We start from the raw sequence: 15,222 nt of genomic DNA, 5'->3' as shown, positions 1-15,222 counted from the left end.
ATCCGGTTCGACGAAATGCTTCGCCGGCTGGCGCAGCGAACCGAGAAACTCAACCCTCCCGACGCACCCACGGACCGACGTATCGCTCCAACTCGCCATTCCCGACAACACGCTGTAGGGAATGGCAGAGGCGGCAGACCTGCCGCCGCACATTCCTCAATCGCCCTGAACCGATCCGCGACGGCTTCCATGCCTCTTCCTCACGCGACGATCCTCGATGGCAACACGCTGCTGCCGGGGAGCGGCCAGCAGCTCGCGGCGCTCAACCAGGATGTCCATCAACGCACGGATATTCGCCGGCATCTGCGCACGTGACGGCACGTACAGGAAGAAACCCGGGAAAGGCCGGCACCACGGCGCCAGGACACGCACAAGCGCGCCGCTGTCGAGGTGCTCGCGAACACACAGATCAATGTGGCGAACCAGACCCACGCCCTGAAGTGCCGCCCGCAGCATGCTGTCGTCGTCGTTGAACACGGCATTGCCCTGGGGTTCGAACACCAGCTTTCGTCCCTCACCGTCGGGCGGCGCGAAGGTCCAGTGGTCGATGGTGCCGCTGGACGTGAACCGATAGGCCAGGCAGTTGTGCCGGATCAGGTCGGCAGGGCTCTGCGGCACGCCGTGCCGCTCGAAGTAGGCGGGCGAGCCGACAATCGCCATCTCCAGGGGCGGGGTGATGGGGACGGCCACCATGTGCTCATCCAGGCTCTCGCCGAGCCGGATACCGGCTTCCAGCCCATTGGCCACCAGATTGGAAAACCCGTCATCCATGATCAGCTCGAGCCGCAGCTTGGGGTAGCGCGCCAGGAACTCGCCCATATGCGGCTCCAGCAGCAGGCGTGAAGCAATCCGCGAAGAGTTCATCCGGATCACGCCGGAAGGTTCCGCACTTCGCCCAGCCCTTCCACCGCCCGTTCGATGGCGGTCAATGCCGGCTGCAGCACGTCCAGCAGTTGTTGGCCCACCTCGGTGAGCGACATGTTCCGCGTTGTTCGGTGCAGCAGCCTGACATCCAGCTGCTCTTCGAGGGCTTTCAGGTGCTGGGAAAGGGCGGCCCGAGTGATCTCCATCTCCGCGGCCGCCTTGGTGAAGCTGCGGTGCCGGGTGTGATCCCCAGACAGGCAGCTGGCCCTGCATGGAGCAACTTTCATGGCAGTCGGCTAGGATGATGTCGCCGGCATCTGCGCCGGTGGGGCAGGGGGCGCAATGGACATGCAGACAAGGGGCGGAGTCGATTCGCCGGACCAGGCGAAGCAGCAGGAACTGACCTTCCACTGGCTTTACCAGCGGGTGCAGGGGCTGGCTGAGTACAGCATCTTTCCCAAGGCCGGCCGGCTGGAGAGATGGTCGTTCCGCGTGGGCGTACTGGCGGCCGCCATCGGCATTCTCGGCAGCCAGCTGCCTGATCGATGGCTTCCGCTTGCGGCCGCGCTGCTTATGGTCAGGGTATGCCTGGCGCTTGAGATCGGAGGCTTTGTCATCGGCGGATTTCTCGCGGCCCGCCGCGGAATCCGCCAGTTCGTGCAGCCACGCCTGTCGCATGCGCAGGAAATGGATGGCGAATTTGCCCAGTGGCAAGCGGTGATCGCCGAGCTTCGAGGGTTTCCCAGGGTCGAGCGTGAGCGTCGCCTCAAGTACGTCAGCCACCTGCGCACAAGCATGATCGAGCGCATGGGGCTGATCTACGGTGGCCTGCAACGCCTCGGACCATTTCCGCTGCTGATCGCCCTCTACCTGCAGTTCCGGGAGTGGAAATGGGGCGACTGGAGCAGCGCCTTTGATGTTGGCCAACTGGGCGCATTCCTCATCTACGCACTCGTACTGCTCTACCTCACAGGATGGATACTGACCGGGCTGCGCACGCGCCTGGACACTTACGTGGCCCTGCTTGAGGGCTCCACCCACGAACCCGAACCCGCGCAGCCCACCGCCCTGTAGAGCCGGGCCATGCTCGGCTATCCCCCCCGATACGACGACCTCGCAGGTGCATGCGTAGTTGGGTGGGCAGGGCGCCTTACCTTTGCCTGACGTATCAGGTGAATCGTCATGATTGGGCCCGTACAGCTCGCCGGGATGGCCGCGGCAAGGCTCGAACGAAGCAGGTCGCCTCCATGGCCTCCTTCGAATGACGCGGCAATCCCGAACTCCACCACTTCCCCCGATCGTACGTCCTGCACGCCTATGGGAACGTCGCCCTTCATGGCCAGCGAGTAGCCTTGGGGCCAGGCGGCAAGATATTGCGTGCCGCCTGGATCCACGAAGTAGACACAGCCATTGATCGGCCTCAGCTCCCCCCTGAGCAGCCCAGTTGCAAGGACCGCGCTCTGCGCAGGCGAGAGCCTCACAAGTACCAGTGACCGGGCCTCCTTGGCATTTGCCGACAAAGTGGCGGAGGCGCAGGAGGCAATGATCAAGAAAAGGGGAATCGCGAACTTCGCTGAGGACCTGCCAGGCATCATGGACATCTCCCGCCTCCACGCCACAGATGATTACCGATTGTAGAGCCGAGCCATGCTCGGCTATCGCTCTACACCACATCGCGTATCTTCAGGAACGCCGCCCACCAGCCACTGCTGCACCCGATCCATCAGAACAGGCTCCGGAACGCCAGCAGACACCTGCTCCAGGTAGTCCAACGGCTGCAGCTGCCATTGCAGCAGCAGCCGCAACTGCAGAACCTCGGGCGCTCGCTGTTTCGCATCCAGTGACGTCCGCAACAGCGTATGCCGCGAGCGCCTTTCCAGCCACAACAAAGAAACGCCTCTGCAGCGAATCTGGAAAGCGCCGTCTTCGTGCCGTTCGACGAACTGGAACCCCAGCGTTGGCCGCGCTTCCACGAACTGGACCGCTTGGCGACGCAGCTGTGAATAGCGATGGCCGGAGACACTCTCGAACGCGAGAGGAGAGGGCACAGGCGGACTCGGTCACAAAACCTGCGCGACCACCACCGTCGCCAAACACAGCGCCAGGGCGGCCCAGCGGTGCCGCGCCATTCAACCCTCCGGACGCACCCGCGTGCTGGCGTGCGCGACAAGGCCCAGGCCGGCCATGATCAGACCCTCCATTACGCGCGGGCCGACGTATTGCTCCAACTCGCCGTTTTCGCGGGCGCGCTGCGCGGCCAACAGGATCTCCATCACCACGCGCAGGCCCGCCAGCGAGCAGTCGGTGTCCGCCAGCGCGATGCGTCGGCCCGGCATCTGATGGCGTTCTGGCCAGGGCTGGCCATCGGAGGCAGCGCCTGCGCCGATGCTGTGCAGCAGGGCGATGAGGGTGTTGGGGTCCAGAGCGGGGCTCTTCGCCTCAGCGTCGTGGATGGGGTGCGGGGCAGGGGAGTGATGCTGGGTCATGGCAGGGCTCCTTGCGTGCAGGCAGAAGCCGCCACCGATAAAGGTGGCGGACGGTGCATGGTTCGAAACCCCGTGTGTGGATGACCGGGCAGGCTCAAGGCCTCCACGCACCGCCCGCCATAGTCGGCCGACGATTGCCAGCCGGCATCACCCAGAGAGTGATGCCGACTGACAAGCGCTTTTTACGATTGCAAAACCGGGATTTCGACGTCCCGACCACCCGTTTTCGGTGGCGCGGAAAGGAACACGCCCGGTTGTGCGCGATGCCAAGGCATTAGGGCTGATGCCGTCATCACATTCAACGTTTTCAGAATCGTTGTATATGGCGCCATCTGGCTGGAGCCTTGAGGCGCAAGGCTATCGGCAATGTTCGTTGTCGACGCCTGCGGGCTATCGCCATCCGACCGAAGGGATCCCAAACGAGGTGAATGCGACAGGGCGGGCAGGAGGCTGTCAGGCCTCAGTGGCTCTTCAACGCTGCATTGGTCGGCGCCAGCCTGCGGCTTTGTGGCTGCTGCGACGTCTCCGCAAGGAAATGTGCGCCGCCTCGCCCATCAGAGGCGGGCAGTCAGTTCAGGGTGTCCCAGCAGGATCGAGTTGCCACGGTTGGTGGAAGATAAAAGGTAGTGAAGTGCTGAGGTCCACTCCCCGCTCTGACGCCTTTCACGGGCCCGGGTTAACCACTGATGGACTAGGATCTGATCTCTCCCCATCTATCGCTCTGGACGTTTATGGAACCAGTTAGAAGGTACTTGCAGACCCCACCATCGGGCCATGCCATCTTGGTGAGTGGGCCATGGGGCAGTGGCAAATCCTATCAGTGGGACCGGCTCGCGCGTACCCTCGATGCTACCGAGCTGCAGCCAATAACGCTGTCAGTTGCCGGGCTCACCACACAGGAGCAGCTCGAAGGAGCGCTGCTCCAAGCCTCCGTATCTGGACTGGGAAGCGAGGTGATGCGGGAAGTGGCCACCATAGTAGGCCGGGCCCTCTTGAGAACCATAAAGATCGATCCGGCAGACATAAAACTAAAAACTGAGTTTTTATCAGGAAAGACAGTGGTCTGCCTGGACGATGTCGAGAGGTTTGGGGGAGACTTCTCCGTGCTCTTCGGCTTCATCGTCTACTTGCTAGATCGAGGGAAGATCCACTGCGTGCTCCTCGCGGACGAGGACAGGGCTAAAGAAAAGTTCACGCCAGATTTCGGAAAGTACAAGGAGCGCATTGTTGGTCGCACCGTGACGATCACACCCGATGTCGCCGCATTCTGCACTCAGACCATCAATGGCCTGGGCGATCCTATTGCCCGCGAATGGCTATCGCGTCATCGACAGTACATCGAAGAACTGATGGCCCAGTGCGGCGTCTCAAACCTCAGAACTGTCCGCTACTTCATCACTGAAGCCGCCTCGCTGATCAGCGATATGCGACCGATTGAACAAAGTGACATAAGGCCTCTGCTGAGCGCCGCATGTTTCTGGATAGTCTCCACAAGCCGCGATGCTTCCCAGCGCGAAACCGCTGCCACCGCATTTCGAATTGGCGGGATGTCATTAGCTATCCAGATGCACCTCAATCGAAGCGGTGGATCGTCAGGAGGCGATGACGTTGTCAATCGAGCGTCAAAATTGGTTCAGGAATACGGGTTGGAAGCGCAGGCGGCCACTTGGCCACAATCAGCTGCATTTGCGGCGATGGTCAAGGGGCGCGAAGTGGACATGGCGCTGATCGCGGAGGACTTCTCGTTGCATGCCTATGAATCCGGCTCAAAGGCACGCGAAGTCCAGCTGCAGTTGAGCGGATATCGCCAGATGACAGACCCGGAGCTCCAATCGGCCATTTACGAGGCAATCACCGTCCTCGAGATTGGTGTAGAGGGTGATCTCGTTGAGCTGCTCGAGCTCTATCGTACGTTGCGACATTTCCGGCAGCTGGGATTCATCGCGCAATCGGAGGAAAACTACGAGCACATGATGCGCACTGCTTTCTCGAGCTACGATCCGACGCGCCTAACATGTGACAAAGCAACCCTGGAGTTCATGCTGGAGCATCAAGATGCGACCAGTCTTCCGATCTGGAGCATCGTCGACACCCTCTCAAAGGCTATCGAAGCTCGGGAGGATTCAGCTCGAAAGGAAGAATTCCTGGCTCAGCTGGTCGATCCGACAGTCCCGGTCCCTGGTCTTATCGAGTCCCGAGGGTTATTTGATGGCCTCGACCCCCAAACGTACGCCACCGAACTGATCGCCCGCGCGCCAATAAGCACTGAACGGCTCTCAAAGGCGATCCAAAAGTCGTACCAGGTTTCCAACGTTAAGTCATTCCTTGAGAAGGATGCGAACTTCTACGACTCGGTGGCGAGAATTCTGAGGAAGGATCTAAAGCTGGACGTGCCGCGTACCATCGCTCAAGTATCAGTGCTTTCCGTCGCAGATCAGCTGTCTTCCCTGGCTGACAAGGTGAGGTGAGATGACGCCGTCATATTTCTAGCTAATCGAGCGACCTATCACGCGGCAAGTCGAAGGTCTCGCTATGGGCAATGGTCAGAGTGAGGATTGGGAACGCATTTCTACGTCTACGTCGCAGCCAATAGCGGGGTGGAGCCATGAGCGCAGAGCCCTGTAGCGCCAAGACGCCAATCAAAAGGATAGTGGTAAAGCACCCCAAACCAAAATTGAGAAGGTTGCTGTTCCAGAACCCTGAGGCGAATCCGACCGGTGCCAGAGCAGGTAGCGAAGACCAGGTGCTTCTGCGGCGGGATCCTGCGCCCTGCCCAAAGTACGCAGGTGGCAGATCGTAACTGCCCGCTACATCTAAGATGGTGTTTACCAAAGCATTCCAGTCCGCTGGCGAGTTCAATGTGGAGTTGGGGGTGAACTCGCGACCCACGCCGACAGGTCCGACGTCGGGCAAGTGCAGCGATTCCGACCGGCAGCATGCCGTAAACAGCGCCCCCAATGTCTGGCTGAATTCGGCATCTTTGATTGCGGGCGCGACCATCCAAGGTTGCTTCTGGGATCCCTTAGGACAAACGGCGGTGTACCATGCCTGCGCAAGAACGTCTCGAGTAGGAGAATCGCGGGTCACCACGTTACGCAGCAGAGGGTGAAAGTTCTTACCTGTCGCCTTGAGCTCAACGATTCTCGGCCACTGCGACAGGATTGCGAATTGGTTGATTGTGCTTTTCCCCGAAGTCACCGGAACAGGTGGGATCACCATCGAAGGCGACTGCTTCACCTCCAAAATGCAAGCGCGAGAGGATACATGGCCTGCCGGATCAAAGTGATTGACTACAAGCATCATGTCACCAAGTTCGGCACCGGGACTATCCGCCTTCAGCTTAGCGATCGGCCGCTTATCAATCCACGCAATGTCCGCGCTCGCACGACTCGCTGGATCAATGCCCCTAAGAAGCGCTTCTCGATAGCTCTTCAAGGCCGCATCCGTGAACAGCTCGGCCAAGTTGGCAAGCTCTCCGGACCCCTTCGTTCTATCGTAAGCTCGTTGAAAGATCAGATCAAAATCAGCCTTCATCGCCGCGGCGTCGGTCGACCACATGCTTCGCTCCTTGAAGTGACACCAGGACTAGACGCGGGCAGTCTGCATCCGCCCGCAGAAAGTATCACGTTGCACGACAATGTTGGAGGGCCGAGCCAAGCTCAATGCGCAGCAATGGGCCCGAACGAGCGGGGCAGAATTAGCGAGCGGGTGGAGCCAAGGAAGGCAGCAATAGTCCAATACAACATTTCACACAATGCATATCGCAATGAGCGCTCTCAAATCCTAAGACGGCCGCCTGCACCTAGTGAGGCGGGGCGAAACCTACATACAGACACACTGCTATCGGGGTTACTGCGAGCTTTCACCATATAACCTTCTCTTCCCGGCTAATGGCTCAAGCTTCGCCAAATACACCTAGCGCGCGAGCAAGCGCCCCCCGTAAGACCGGCCAGAGTTGCGAAAATCACAGCATCAGGGTGTGAAACGCCCTTCCTATAACTGCTGATCGCAGGCGAGCAAGCCGAGTCGCGGGGTTAAGTCCTTGTCATAGCTAACGCCACAGACTTCTTTTGCTTGGTGCAGCAGGGAATTGACGTCCATCAGATTCAAGACCCTTTATTTTTGAATTCAAGGGCATTGAATCACACTTGAAATGTAAGAGCCTTGAACCTCAACTCATCAAGAGCATTTGAAGCGCGCCCAGATGCGGGAGATGGGCGGGCAAATGGGAACGCTTCAGCAGGCAGAGGGCTCACGTGACGATCTTCAACCTAGTCGCCGGTGAGCTCTCGATCTTCTTTGGCCAGGCGAGTTCCACGCGATGCAATGAGGGTATCCAAAGGATGCCTTTCCAGCACAAGCAAAGCTTCCATGCGCTCAACAGCGGATATGGCAATCGAAGCCACGTCGCGAATCTCCATAGCAATGAGTTCGTCATTCAAAGCATCCATAGAAGTGACTGGTCGGCAATGATGATCCTCGTACCGAGCAACTAATGAGTACCGCATGGAGAGTTCCCGGAGGCATCGCCTTATCCAGCAAGTCCTGGCGTGATGCATCACGAAAATTGCAGCCCATTGGAGTAGAGCTAGGCTTGCGGACGCGCATGCGAGCCAAGGGTAGGTGATTGGGTTCGGCTCAGCTTGCGCGCAGATGCAAAGCTGCCGACGCGAGGAAGCAGCGGCCAGACATGTGGAGATGAACTTCTATGAAAAGTTGCCGGCCTGGCGATACCGGTCAAGAGCCGGAGCCACTGCTAAGCGGAGCCCACGAACCGGATTAGGCAATGTACAGAATTTCGCATAATGTATAGACGGTGGACTTATCAAAGCCCGTGATGGCGGCCTGAGCCTTGTGGGGCAGGGCGAATCCAACAGCCAGGCACAGTGCCATTGCGGTGGCAGCGAGCTTGCGCCATACGGCCTTCTCTTCCCGGCTTATGGCACGCGCCTCACCGACAACTCCCAACACACGGGCCAACGGAATTCCGCTCAATCCGGCGATGGTTGCACAGACGACAGGATCCGGTAGCGCCCTTGCGTGCCTGTAGTTGCTGATTGCTGAGCGGCCTACGCCAAGGGCTGCCGCCAGCTGATTATCGCTGCTTACCCCGGCTGCGACCTTACACGCGTCCAGCAGCGAATTGATGTCTTGCATGTTCATGCCCCTTGACAGGCTGTGTTCAAGGGGAATATACAGGCACCCGATGTTCATTGACCTTGAACATCCCCGCCACCGGCACCCCAAGGCCGCTGGCGGTTTCTTCTGGTTGGCAGGGGAGGGCGCAGTGAACGGAAAGATTGCCTTAGACGGGTGGAATTCGGCCCGCAGCCTCATCGAGGGCAATTCCAAGCGAGTCAAGGTCCTTGATCGTTCGACGAACGGAAGGCCAATTGGAGTCTTTCATCGTGGCGATTTTAGCGTTGCCCTTCGATGCCTTGACACGATCAAGAAAGCTGCGACCTTCCTGCTCCAGGAGCACCGTAAGAGTGGACAGCCTGATCTTCAACTCAACGTCGCCCTCGCTCAGGTAGCGCCAAGCCTCGTCATCAAGCGGGATCAGCTTGAGAAGCAACAGAGCCCCCTCTGCCACCCCCTCGGCGGCGCCTGTGGTCAGTCCGCCCTCTATATCTTTCTCAGCCATCTCCGCAACCTTGAATGGTCGACGAACAATCTTCGCCCACTCGCGAATGGCTTGGACTCGACCGGCGTGCATATACAGGTCTCTTCGCTCCCCCTGCTGCAGTTCACTCGCTCTAAGCAAATGGGCTTCACGCGCGTACTTCCATGCACCGTAGCCGATAACCCATGTACCTGCTGCGGCAGCCCAATCTGCGGCATTGCCCGCCTCGAAGCACTTCAGGGGGATCTCGCTCCCGAGCAGTGCAACGCCGGCGATCACCACGCCAAGCAAGAAGCCGGAGAAGAAAAGGAAGGTTATCGAGGACTGGTTCAGCCCAAGCTTGATCTCGATCTTCATGCCACCCCCTGTGGCACATATGTAGTGAGAGGGATTTTGCCATGACGGAGCCCGCACTGGCCTTCGTGCTGCTGGCGGCCATCGTGGCCGTTTCGATTGGCAGCGCCAAACTCGTTTCGTGGTGCCTCGACCGGCGTGGGGAGTCCGCCCGTCACAGTGCACGCGAAGCGGATTTCATCGCCCAGGCACGCGCCGAACTGGCCGTCACAGACTGGACCGCTGAGGAAGAAGCCGCGTTCCAAGCAGTGCGATCGCAGCAAGGCAAGCATTTGCGCGCACTTCGCCCGGAATTCCGGCAACTGTTTGAGGAGACTCACCGTGCGTAAGTCCGATTGGTGGGTTCTTCCGTTCGTCCTCTTCATGGTCTGCGGGGCAGCGCTTGGCTTCTGGATTGGCACCGCGTTCGCTGCTGACTGGAACGCGGTCGCTGCCGAGCGCGGCGAAATTCGCAATGCCTGCATCGCCGGTAACGACCGCGCCTGCCGCATGTACGAGGTCGAATATGGCCGTTGATCAGGCCTGCGAGTTCCTCCGCGATCCCTTTGTTGTCGCCCTCATCGGCGGCGTGCTGCTTACCGGCCTGTATTGGTCGCTGGTGTTCGTGCTGCGTGGAAAGGGGGCAGGCAATGGCCGTTGATCGCGCTCGTTTCAGGATGGCTGTGGAGGGTGGGGCAGGGGGCTTTTCCCCGCTTTCGCCCGGTGAAAAGGGGCAGCGGGCGGCGGCGGAGATTGGCCCGGGGAGTAACACGGGCCAAAAGGGTCAGCAGGACGCAATCATTGACTACCTGACCATTGTGGTCCCGCTCTCCGCCCTTGAAGAAGTGAACTGCAAGAAGCTGGACCTCTTGCTGTTCCGCATCTTCGGCTTCCGTGGCGAAGTGGTTGCCGGTGCGATTCGTGAGAAGAACTGGAACTTCTACGAGCAGTCGGCGGTGCTGATTGACCGGGAAAATGAGGTGGTCGGCCGTGTCGGCATCGGCGGCAAGAAAAGCACCGTCTGCCTGAGCCTGACCGGCATGGGTTGCAAGTGGGTCCGCAACTGGGCTCAGGTCTACAAGCAGTGCTCCATGCTCGACGCCAAGATTACCCGCGTTGACTGCGCGCACGACGACTACGAAGGCGAACGCCTGGACGTGCATGCGCTCCGCGAGGTTGCCGCACGGGGCGGCTTTACCGAAGGCGGTTGCCCTCCGCGTCACCGCTTCATTTCCGATGAGGGCCATAACACCGGCTGCACGCTGTACGTCGGCGGCAAAGGCCACAAGGAACTGTGCGTGTACGAGAAGGGCAAGGCCGAGGGCCTGCCGTCCTCGCGCTGGGTGCGCGCGGAAGTGCGCCTGTATGGCAAGCACATGGAAATCCCGCTGGATGTGCTGTTGAACCCCGGTGCGTACCTGCGCGGTTCCTACAGCGCGCTGCAGGATCTCATCAAGGGTGTGTGCACACGGCTGCGCACGATCCGCAAGCACGTCGAAGTTTCTGCCGAGGCAATGGTGCTCTGGATGGAGCGTCAGGTAGGCCCGGCTCTCAGTGTTCTGCATGGAGCGTTCGGTGATTCGTTCACCGAATTCCTGCTGGCTCGCGTCGTCCGTGACGGTCACCCCGGACGTTTTCGCGGCATTTCCAAGGGTGAACCACTCCATCGCTATGTGAGAGAAGAACTATGCCTATCTGCCGCGTGAAGTCTGCCGCCGTCGAAGAACGGCACAACAGCAAGACCAACACCATCAACCGCTCGCAGACGGTTGGTCTGGACCTGGGCAACGGCTTCGAACTGCCATTCCGTGTTGGCCTCGGCTCGCGCCCGCCGTACACCCCGGGTGAGTACGACATTGACCCGCAGTCCTTCGCACTGAGCCAGTACGGAGATCTGGTGTTGAAGCGCTACGTGGACCTCGTTCCGCTTTCGGCCAAGCCGTTGCCAGTGGCGCCGAAGGCCTAAACCATGGGCCTCTGCGTTGTCTTCGGGGAAGACGGAAAGCTGATCCCAACCGGTCAGCCCGTTGATCAGTGTGCGGGGTATGTGCTGATGAGCAGCGCAGAGGCATCCATGGTGACCGTCATCGCGGACGCCTTCCAGCCACCAAGCAAAGAGCAGCTGGCGGTATGGGCAGGCGGTCCGTTCGGCCTCCTTCTTTTCCTCTTCGTCGCCGGTCGGATTGCCGGTTCCGTGGCGACGTTCTTCGACAAAAACCGGTAACCCAACCACTCATGAAAGGAGTTTCACCATGGATTACGAAAGCATCCTCAGCGGCCTGTCGGTGGCCGGTGCACTGACCGCCTTCGCAGGTGCCGCCGCGCTGATCGCGCTGGTCGGCTTCGGCAAGTGGGCAGCCAAGAAGGTGGCCGGATTCTTCGGCGGCTGATCGCAAGGGCAGGGTGGGGCAGGGTTACCTGCCCCTTTTTATTGGAGGCGTTATGGCCTTTGACAGCATCCTTGCAAACATCCGCCCACAGCTGGTGGTCATGGCGATCTGTGGAGCAGCCGCAATCGCGGCGCAGATCGAATTCGCACTGTGGGCCGCGCCGAAGGTGGCGCGATTCTTCATCGCGAGGGGAATGCGATGATTTGGTGCCTATTCGCGGGGCTGTTGAGCGCGCTGTCTGGGGTCGTGGCGTGTATGGGGCTGGACGCATGATTCGCGCCCTGGCGCTCTCACTTTTTGTGCCTTTCGCCCTGATGGCATCGGAGGCCGCATTCGCTCAGGCTGCGGTCAATTGCAGCCCAAACTATCCTCCCGACGCAGACAACTGCGCCGACGAGGGTAGCGCGTTTGCCGCAGCCTCTTCCTCTGCCGCCATGGCTAAGTCAAAAGCTGATAGGCCAACGCAGACGTATCAGTATTGCTACGTCGCCACTGAGACTGTCTCGGGCAGCACTATGCGCGTTCGATTTCGGATGGCCGTCAATAGCTGCACTTCGGGAACAAACGTAACGACGATTACGCGCATCTTCCCTGTAAGTGCACGGTGCACTTCACGTGCGGAAGAGTTCGGCTGGCAAGGCGGCGAGACGGCAGCTAGCGTAAATGTCTGCCACAACGGGTGCATGTACACCAGCTCGCTCGATCCCAAGGGCACCGCAGGTGTGTCCTTCACGTCCACGGGTGGGACTTGCACCGAAGCGGATGCCCCTGCGCCGACGCCTGCGGGTGACGATGGCGATCCGGGGGAAGGGGGTGGCGGTGACGGCGGCGGTAGTGATCCGGGCGGCGGCGATGGTGGTGGCGACAACGGCGGCGGTGATGGTGATGGCGGTGGAAACAACCCCGGCGGAGGTGATGGCGGGAGCGGCGGGGGAGATGGCGATGGCGATGGCGACGGAGACGGAGATGGGGACGGTGATGGTGATGGCGGCGGTCCCGGCCCGGGGCCAGGTCCCGGTGAAGGCGACGGAGATGGTCCCGGCGAGGTCGGTAGCGACGGCGGCCCCCTGTACGAGCGGGACAAGAACCTGACACTGGACAAGGTGTTCAACGACTTCAAGCAGCAGGCCGAGAAGCTGCCGATCATCCAAGCGACGAAGTCGTTCTTCACCGTCAGTGTTGGCGGCAGCTGCCCCGTTTTCACGCTACCGGCGTCGCAGTACTGGGACACGATGACCTTCGATCTTCACTGCTACGGCGTCATCTATCAGTCATTCCTGCTGATGGGCTGGGTACTGCTCGCTATCGCGGCATTTATGGCCGCAAAGATCGCGCTGACATGATGAATTTTCTCGCCTTCCTGATGCCGCACGCCGGGTGGCTGACGGACCTCACGCAATGGCTGCTGCGGCAGATACAACGCTTCTGGGACGCGCTTGTCGCGTTCTTCAATGACCTGCTCATCCTCGCCATTCAGACGATGCTGGCGTTGATGATCAAGATGATTGGCGCTCTGCCGGTCCCGGATGTTTTGAAGAACTACAGCATCGGCACGCTGCTTGGAAATGCGGGCAGCACCGTGGGGTGGTTCGTGCAGACATTCAAGCTTGGCGAGTGCTTGGCGCTCATCGGTTCTGCCGTCGCGTTCCGGATTCTGCGCAAGGTCATGACTATGGGGAAATGGTGACATGCTGGTTTTCAATGAAGGCGTTCCGCGTGCTGGGAAGAGCTATGACGCGGTCAAGAATCACATCCTGCCGACGATCAAGAAGGGGCGACGGGTGTTCGCGCGTCTCAATGGCCTCAACCATGAGCGAATCGCTGAATACCTGGGCATGCCCGTCGATGAGGTCTACCAGCTGCTCACGCTGGTAGACACGAAGGACGTGGCTGCGACGTTCGCTTGCTACAAGGATGATGTGACCGGCCAGTGGTGCATTCCGGATCAGTTCAAAGACTCGCTATGCGTCATTGACGAAGTGCATGAGTTCTACGTTGCACAGCGGCAGCCATTGCCCGATGCGGTGGAGAATTTCTGGGCGCTGCTTGGTCAGAACGGCGGCGATGCTGTCATCATGACCCAGTGGATCAACCGCGTTCATCAGGCCGTGCGTGCGCGCATCGAGCGCAAGAACGTTTTCCAGAAGCTCACCGCTGTAGGCATGAAGAACCGCTACCGCGTGACCTTCTTCCACACCACCTCGCCGGGCAAGTATGAGCGGGTAGGGGGCAAGACCGAGAAGTACGATCACGCGATCTATCCGCTCTATCACGGGTACGCCGTGGGTGCTGAGAATACCGAGGTCTATGAAGAAGGCGGCACCAACGTTTGGAAGGCGCTTGCGCTCAAGGGCGGCGTCATGGGTGTGGTCGGCATCGTCGGCGCCGTGGCCTTCATCGGCTTCTTCCTGAGCGGCGGCGGACTGGTGCCGGAGGAAGAAAAGGCGAAGGAAAAGCAGCTGCACGGCGTCACCGCCGCGGCACCGGCAGATCAAAGCACGATTCCGAATCTGCCGGGTGTACCCAATCCCAAGGCCGCGCCCGATCCTATCGACGCGTTGACGCCGGAACAGCGGTATGTGGCGCAGCTGTCGAAAGCGAACCGTATTCGGCTGGCGCTCACGGCTGTCTTTGGCGATCGTCAGGTCGGCATGATCGAGTGGGTGGACAGCAGTAACAACACGGTCGATCAGCTCACGTTTGACGCATTGGTCGCGCTGGGGTTCCGGGTGCGGGTGTTCGCCTATGGCGCCAACATCAGTGCCGACAACTACAAGTTGGTCGCTACACCTTGGCCGCGCCAAGCGCCGCGACGGGAGGAAGATCCGACGCTCTACCGCCTGGACAAGCCGGACGCTGGCACCGGCATTGCGACCGCAGGGAGTGAGGCCGGTGCTGGCGTCCGGGTCGTCAGCACACAAGGGGCGGTTTCCACTGCCGGAGGCACGCTGATTCGGGTGGGTGAGCGCCCTATGGGGACGTTCCCGGAATCGAAGCCATACCCACCCAGCTTCTGAGACGTGATGCGTCACGCAAATTGACGGTATGGAGTACCATCCCTCCAATCTGGAGGGGAATATGGACATTCGACTTGGGGCGATGTGTGCATTGCTGGTCATGACCAGCGCAGCGTCAGCACAGCAGATTCACTCAGCGAGGGGGCCAGCGCCAAAGCCAATTCCGGCAGCGCCCAAGGCCGCGCATAACTCGATGGCGAAGACGACAACGCCATTCAACTGTGAACAGTACCGCTGGCCGAACCATCCTCACCCGGGCATGAAGCCGCTCTGTGATGGGCTTGAGGCCAATGCACTACAGCGGGAGTCCAGCCAGGCGGGACGTCCTAAGCCATCGACCGAGGTCGTTGCACTACCTGCAATGGGCACTGATGCAGCCGAACGCTCAAATATGGCCTGCATAGGTGGTCAGGCGATGAGAAAGCTACCGAACGGATGGGAGCAACTACGAAATGCCAAAGGCGATTGGCTACGTTGTCGAGAGGGGTAGATCGTGGCACTCGGAAGAC

At 60.1% G+C, this 15,222-nt stretch carries 21 protein-coding genes; 13 read left to right on the top strand and 8 right to left on the bottom strand.

The window, feature by feature from the left end:
- Positions 1–156: 156 nt before the first annotated feature.
- Both QZ853_RS15685 and QZ853_RS15680 read right to left on the bottom strand, forming a co-directional pair.
- The gene (locus tag QZ853_RS15685; protein ID WP_295576273.1) at positions 157–864 is read right to left on the bottom strand and encodes a LysR substrate-binding domain-containing protein; all 708 of its coding nucleotides are present in this window, start codon (positions 862–864) and stop codon (positions 157–159) included.
- 5 nt (positions 865–869) lie between these two features.
- Positions 870–1,151 (bottom strand): LysR family transcriptional regulator, encoded by a 282-nt coding sequence (locus QZ853_RS15680; protein ID WP_295575104.1) that lies wholly within the window; start codon positions 1,149–1,151, stop codon positions 870–872.
- 55 nt (positions 1,152–1,206) lie between these two features.
- Between QZ853_RS15680 and QZ853_RS15675 the strand changes: the two genes are divergently transcribed.
- On the top strand, positions 1,207–1,938 hold the full coding sequence (locus QZ853_RS15675) for a hypothetical protein (protein ID WP_295575101.1): 732 nt from the start codon (positions 1,207–1,209) through the stop codon (positions 1,936–1,938).
- A 581-nt stretch (positions 1,939–2,519) separates the two neighbouring features.
- Here QZ853_RS15675 and QZ853_RS15670 read toward each other — a convergent pair.
- Positions 2,520–2,912 (bottom strand): hypothetical protein, encoded by a 393-nt coding sequence (locus tag QZ853_RS15670; RefSeq protein WP_295575099.1) that lies wholly within the window; start codon positions 2,910–2,912, stop codon positions 2,520–2,522.
- An 81-nt stretch (positions 2,913–2,993) separates the two neighbouring features.
- A complete protein-coding gene (locus tag QZ853_RS15665; RefSeq protein ID WP_295575096.1) occupies positions 2,994–3,350 on the bottom strand; it encodes a hypothetical protein in 357 nt (118 codons plus the stop codon).
- A gap of 752 nt (positions 3,351–4,102) precedes the next feature.
- Here QZ853_RS15665 and QZ853_RS15660 point away from each other — a divergent pair.
- A complete protein-coding gene (locus QZ853_RS15660) occupies positions 4,103–5,818 on the top strand; it encodes a hypothetical protein (RefSeq protein WP_295575094.1) in 1,716 nt (571 codons plus the stop codon).
- Between the two features lie 22 nt (positions 5,819–5,840).
- Here QZ853_RS15660 and QZ853_RS15655 read toward each other — a convergent pair whose 3' ends face one another.
- The 4 genes from QZ853_RS15655 to QZ853_RS15640 all read right to left on the bottom strand — a co-directional run bounded on the left by QZ853_RS15655 (position 5,841) and on the right by QZ853_RS15640 (position 9,330).
- Positions 5,841–6,908: a hypothetical protein gene (locus tag QZ853_RS15655; RefSeq protein WP_295575092.1), complete on the bottom strand. Its 1,068-nt coding sequence runs from the start codon at positions 6,906–6,908 to the stop codon at positions 5,841–5,843.
- Positions 6,909–7,621: 713 nt separating this feature from the next.
- Entirely contained in the window at positions 7,622–7,792 is a 171-nt protein-coding gene (locus QZ853_RS15650) for a hypothetical protein (RefSeq protein WP_295575090.1), read from the bottom strand.
- Between the two features lie 337 nt (positions 7,793–8,129).
- Positions 8,130–8,513, bottom strand: coding sequence for a DUF3693 domain-containing protein (locus tag QZ853_RS15645; RefSeq protein ID WP_295575086.1), 384 nt, complete (start codon positions 8,511–8,513; stop codon positions 8,130–8,132).
- A gap of 142 nt (positions 8,514–8,655) precedes the next feature.
- Positions 8,656–9,330, bottom strand: coding sequence for a hypothetical protein (locus QZ853_RS15640; RefSeq protein WP_295575084.1), 675 nt, complete (start codon positions 9,328–9,330; stop codon positions 8,656–8,658).
- 41 nt (positions 9,331–9,371) lie between these two features.
- Here QZ853_RS15640 and QZ853_RS15635 point away from each other — a divergent pair, with 41 nt between their 5' ends.
- From QZ853_RS15635 to QZ853_RS15585, 11 genes are all read left to right on the top strand, one after another.
- The gene (locus tag QZ853_RS15635) at positions 9,372–9,656 is read left to right on the top strand and encodes a hypothetical protein (protein WP_295575082.1); all 285 of its coding nucleotides are present in this window, start codon (positions 9,372–9,374) and stop codon (positions 9,654–9,656) included.
- The gene (locus QZ853_RS15630; protein ID WP_295575079.1) at positions 9,649–9,843 is read left to right on the top strand and encodes a hypothetical protein; all 195 of its coding nucleotides are present in this window, start codon (positions 9,649–9,651) and stop codon (positions 9,841–9,843) included. The genes QZ853_RS15635 and QZ853_RS15630 overlap by 8 nt, the downstream gene beginning before the upstream one ends.
- On the top strand, positions 9,833–9,967 hold the full coding sequence (locus QZ853_RS15625) for a hypothetical protein (protein WP_295575076.1): 135 nt from the start codon (positions 9,833–9,835) through the stop codon (positions 9,965–9,967). Before QZ853_RS15630 ends, QZ853_RS15625 begins: the two co-directional genes overlap by 11 nt.
- Positions 9,957–11,012 carry a replication initiation factor domain-containing protein gene (locus QZ853_RS15620; RefSeq protein ID WP_295575073.1) on the top strand — a complete coding sequence of 352 codons (1,056 nt, stop codon included), beginning with the start codon at positions 9,957–9,959 and terminating at the stop codon, positions 11,010–11,012. Before QZ853_RS15625 ends, QZ853_RS15620 begins: the two co-directional genes overlap by 11 nt.
- Entirely contained in the window at positions 11,009–11,272 is a 264-nt protein-coding gene (locus QZ853_RS15615; protein WP_295575071.1) for a single-stranded DNA-binding protein, read from the top strand. The genes QZ853_RS15620 and QZ853_RS15615 overlap by 4 nt, the downstream gene beginning before the upstream one ends.
- A 3-nt stretch (positions 11,273–11,275) precedes the next feature.
- Positions 11,276–11,530 (top strand): hypothetical protein, encoded by a 255-nt coding sequence (locus QZ853_RS15610; RefSeq protein ID WP_053494291.1) that lies wholly within the window; start codon positions 11,276–11,278, stop codon positions 11,528–11,530.
- Between the two features lie 28 nt (positions 11,531–11,558).
- Entirely contained in the window at positions 11,559–11,696 is a 138-nt protein-coding gene (locus QZ853_RS15605; RefSeq protein ID WP_032958702.1) for a hypothetical protein, read from the top strand.
- Between the two features lie 52 nt (positions 11,697–11,748).
- Positions 11,749–11,898, top strand: a complete 150-nt coding sequence (locus QZ853_RS15600; protein ID WP_295575063.1) for a capsid protein — start codon at positions 11,749–11,751, stop codon at positions 11,896–11,898.
- A gap of 67 nt (positions 11,899–11,965) precedes the next feature.
- A complete protein-coding gene (locus QZ853_RS15595; RefSeq protein WP_295575060.1) occupies positions 11,966–13,039 on the top strand; it encodes a hypothetical protein in 1,074 nt (357 codons plus the stop codon).
- Positions 13,036–13,383: a hypothetical protein gene (locus QZ853_RS15590; RefSeq protein ID WP_015978460.1), complete on the top strand. Its 348-nt coding sequence runs from the start codon at positions 13,036–13,038 to the stop codon at positions 13,381–13,383. Before QZ853_RS15595 ends, QZ853_RS15590 begins: the two co-directional genes overlap by 4 nt.
- 1 nt (position 13,384) lies before the next feature.
- Positions 13,385–14,713, top strand: coding sequence for a zonular occludens toxin domain-containing protein (locus QZ853_RS15585; RefSeq protein WP_295575055.1), 1,329 nt, complete (start codon positions 13,385–13,387; stop codon positions 14,711–14,713).
- The last annotated feature ends 509 nt before the right edge of the window (positions 14,714–15,222 follow it).

This window comes from uncultured Stenotrophomonas sp., from assembly GCF_913778665.1.
In the GTDB taxonomy this organism is placed as follows: Bacteria; Pseudomonadota; Gammaproteobacteria; order Xanthomonadales; family Xanthomonadaceae; genus Stenotrophomonas.
Note: the sequence above shows the minus strand (reverse complement) of the source record. Positions and strands in the feature narration are given on the sequence as shown.

What these genes read in the sequence shown, in the direction of transcription:
- QZ853_RS15685 (WP_295576273.1), bottom strand. Translation starts at nt 864, where the DNA reads ATGAACTCTTCGCGGATTGCTTCACGCCTGCTGCTGGAGCCGCATATG.
- QZ853_RS15680 (WP_295575104.1), bottom strand. Translation starts at nt 1,151, where the DNA reads ATGAAAGTTGCTCCATGCAGGGCCAGCTGCCTGTCTGGGGATCACACC.
- QZ853_RS15675 (WP_295575101.1), top strand. Translation starts at nt 1,207, where the DNA reads ATGGACATGCAGACAAGGGGCGGAGTCGATTCGCCGGACCAGGCGAAG.
- QZ853_RS15665 (WP_295575096.1), bottom strand. Translation starts at nt 3,350, where the DNA reads ATGACCCAGCATCACTCCCCTGCCCCGCACCCCATCCACGACGCTGAG.
- QZ853_RS15655 (WP_295575092.1), bottom strand. Translation starts at nt 6,908, where the DNA reads ATGTGGTCGACCGACGCCGCGGCGATGAAGGCTGATTTTGATCTGATC.
- QZ853_RS15645 (WP_295575086.1), bottom strand. Translation starts at nt 8,513, where the DNA reads ATGAACATGCAAGACATCAATTCGCTGCTGGACGCGTGTAAGGTCGCA.
- QZ853_RS15640 (WP_295575084.1), bottom strand. Translation starts at nt 9,330, where the DNA reads ATGAAGATCGAGATCAAGCTTGGGCTGAACCAGTCCTCGATAACCTTC.
- QZ853_RS15635 (WP_295575082.1), top strand. Translation starts at nt 9,372, where the DNA reads ATGACGGAGCCCGCACTGGCCTTCGTGCTGCTGGCGGCCATCGTGGCC.
- QZ853_RS15625 (WP_295575076.1), top strand. Translation starts at nt 9,833, where the DNA reads ATGGCCGTTGATCAGGCCTGCGAGTTCCTCCGCGATCCCTTTGTTGTC.
- QZ853_RS15620 (WP_295575073.1), top strand. Translation starts at nt 9,957, where the DNA reads ATGGCCGTTGATCGCGCTCGTTTCAGGATGGCTGTGGAGGGTGGGGCA.
- QZ853_RS15610 (WP_053494291.1), top strand. Translation starts at nt 11,276, where the DNA reads ATGGGCCTCTGCGTTGTCTTCGGGGAAGACGGAAAGCTGATCCCAACC.
- QZ853_RS15605 (WP_032958702.1), top strand. Translation starts at nt 11,559, where the DNA reads ATGGATTACGAAAGCATCCTCAGCGGCCTGTCGGTGGCCGGTGCACTG.
- QZ853_RS15600 (WP_295575063.1), top strand. Translation starts at nt 11,749, where the DNA reads ATGGCCTTTGACAGCATCCTTGCAAACATCCGCCCACAGCTGGTGGTC.
- QZ853_RS15595 (WP_295575060.1), top strand. Translation starts at nt 11,966, where the DNA reads ATGATTCGCGCCCTGGCGCTCTCACTTTTTGTGCCTTTCGCCCTGATG.
- QZ853_RS15590 (WP_015978460.1), top strand. Translation starts at nt 13,036, where the DNA reads ATGATGAATTTTCTCGCCTTCCTGATGCCGCACGCCGGGTGGCTGACG.
- QZ853_RS15585 (WP_295575055.1), top strand. Translation starts at nt 13,385, where the DNA reads ATGCTGGTTTTCAATGAAGGCGTTCCGCGTGCTGGGAAGAGCTATGAC.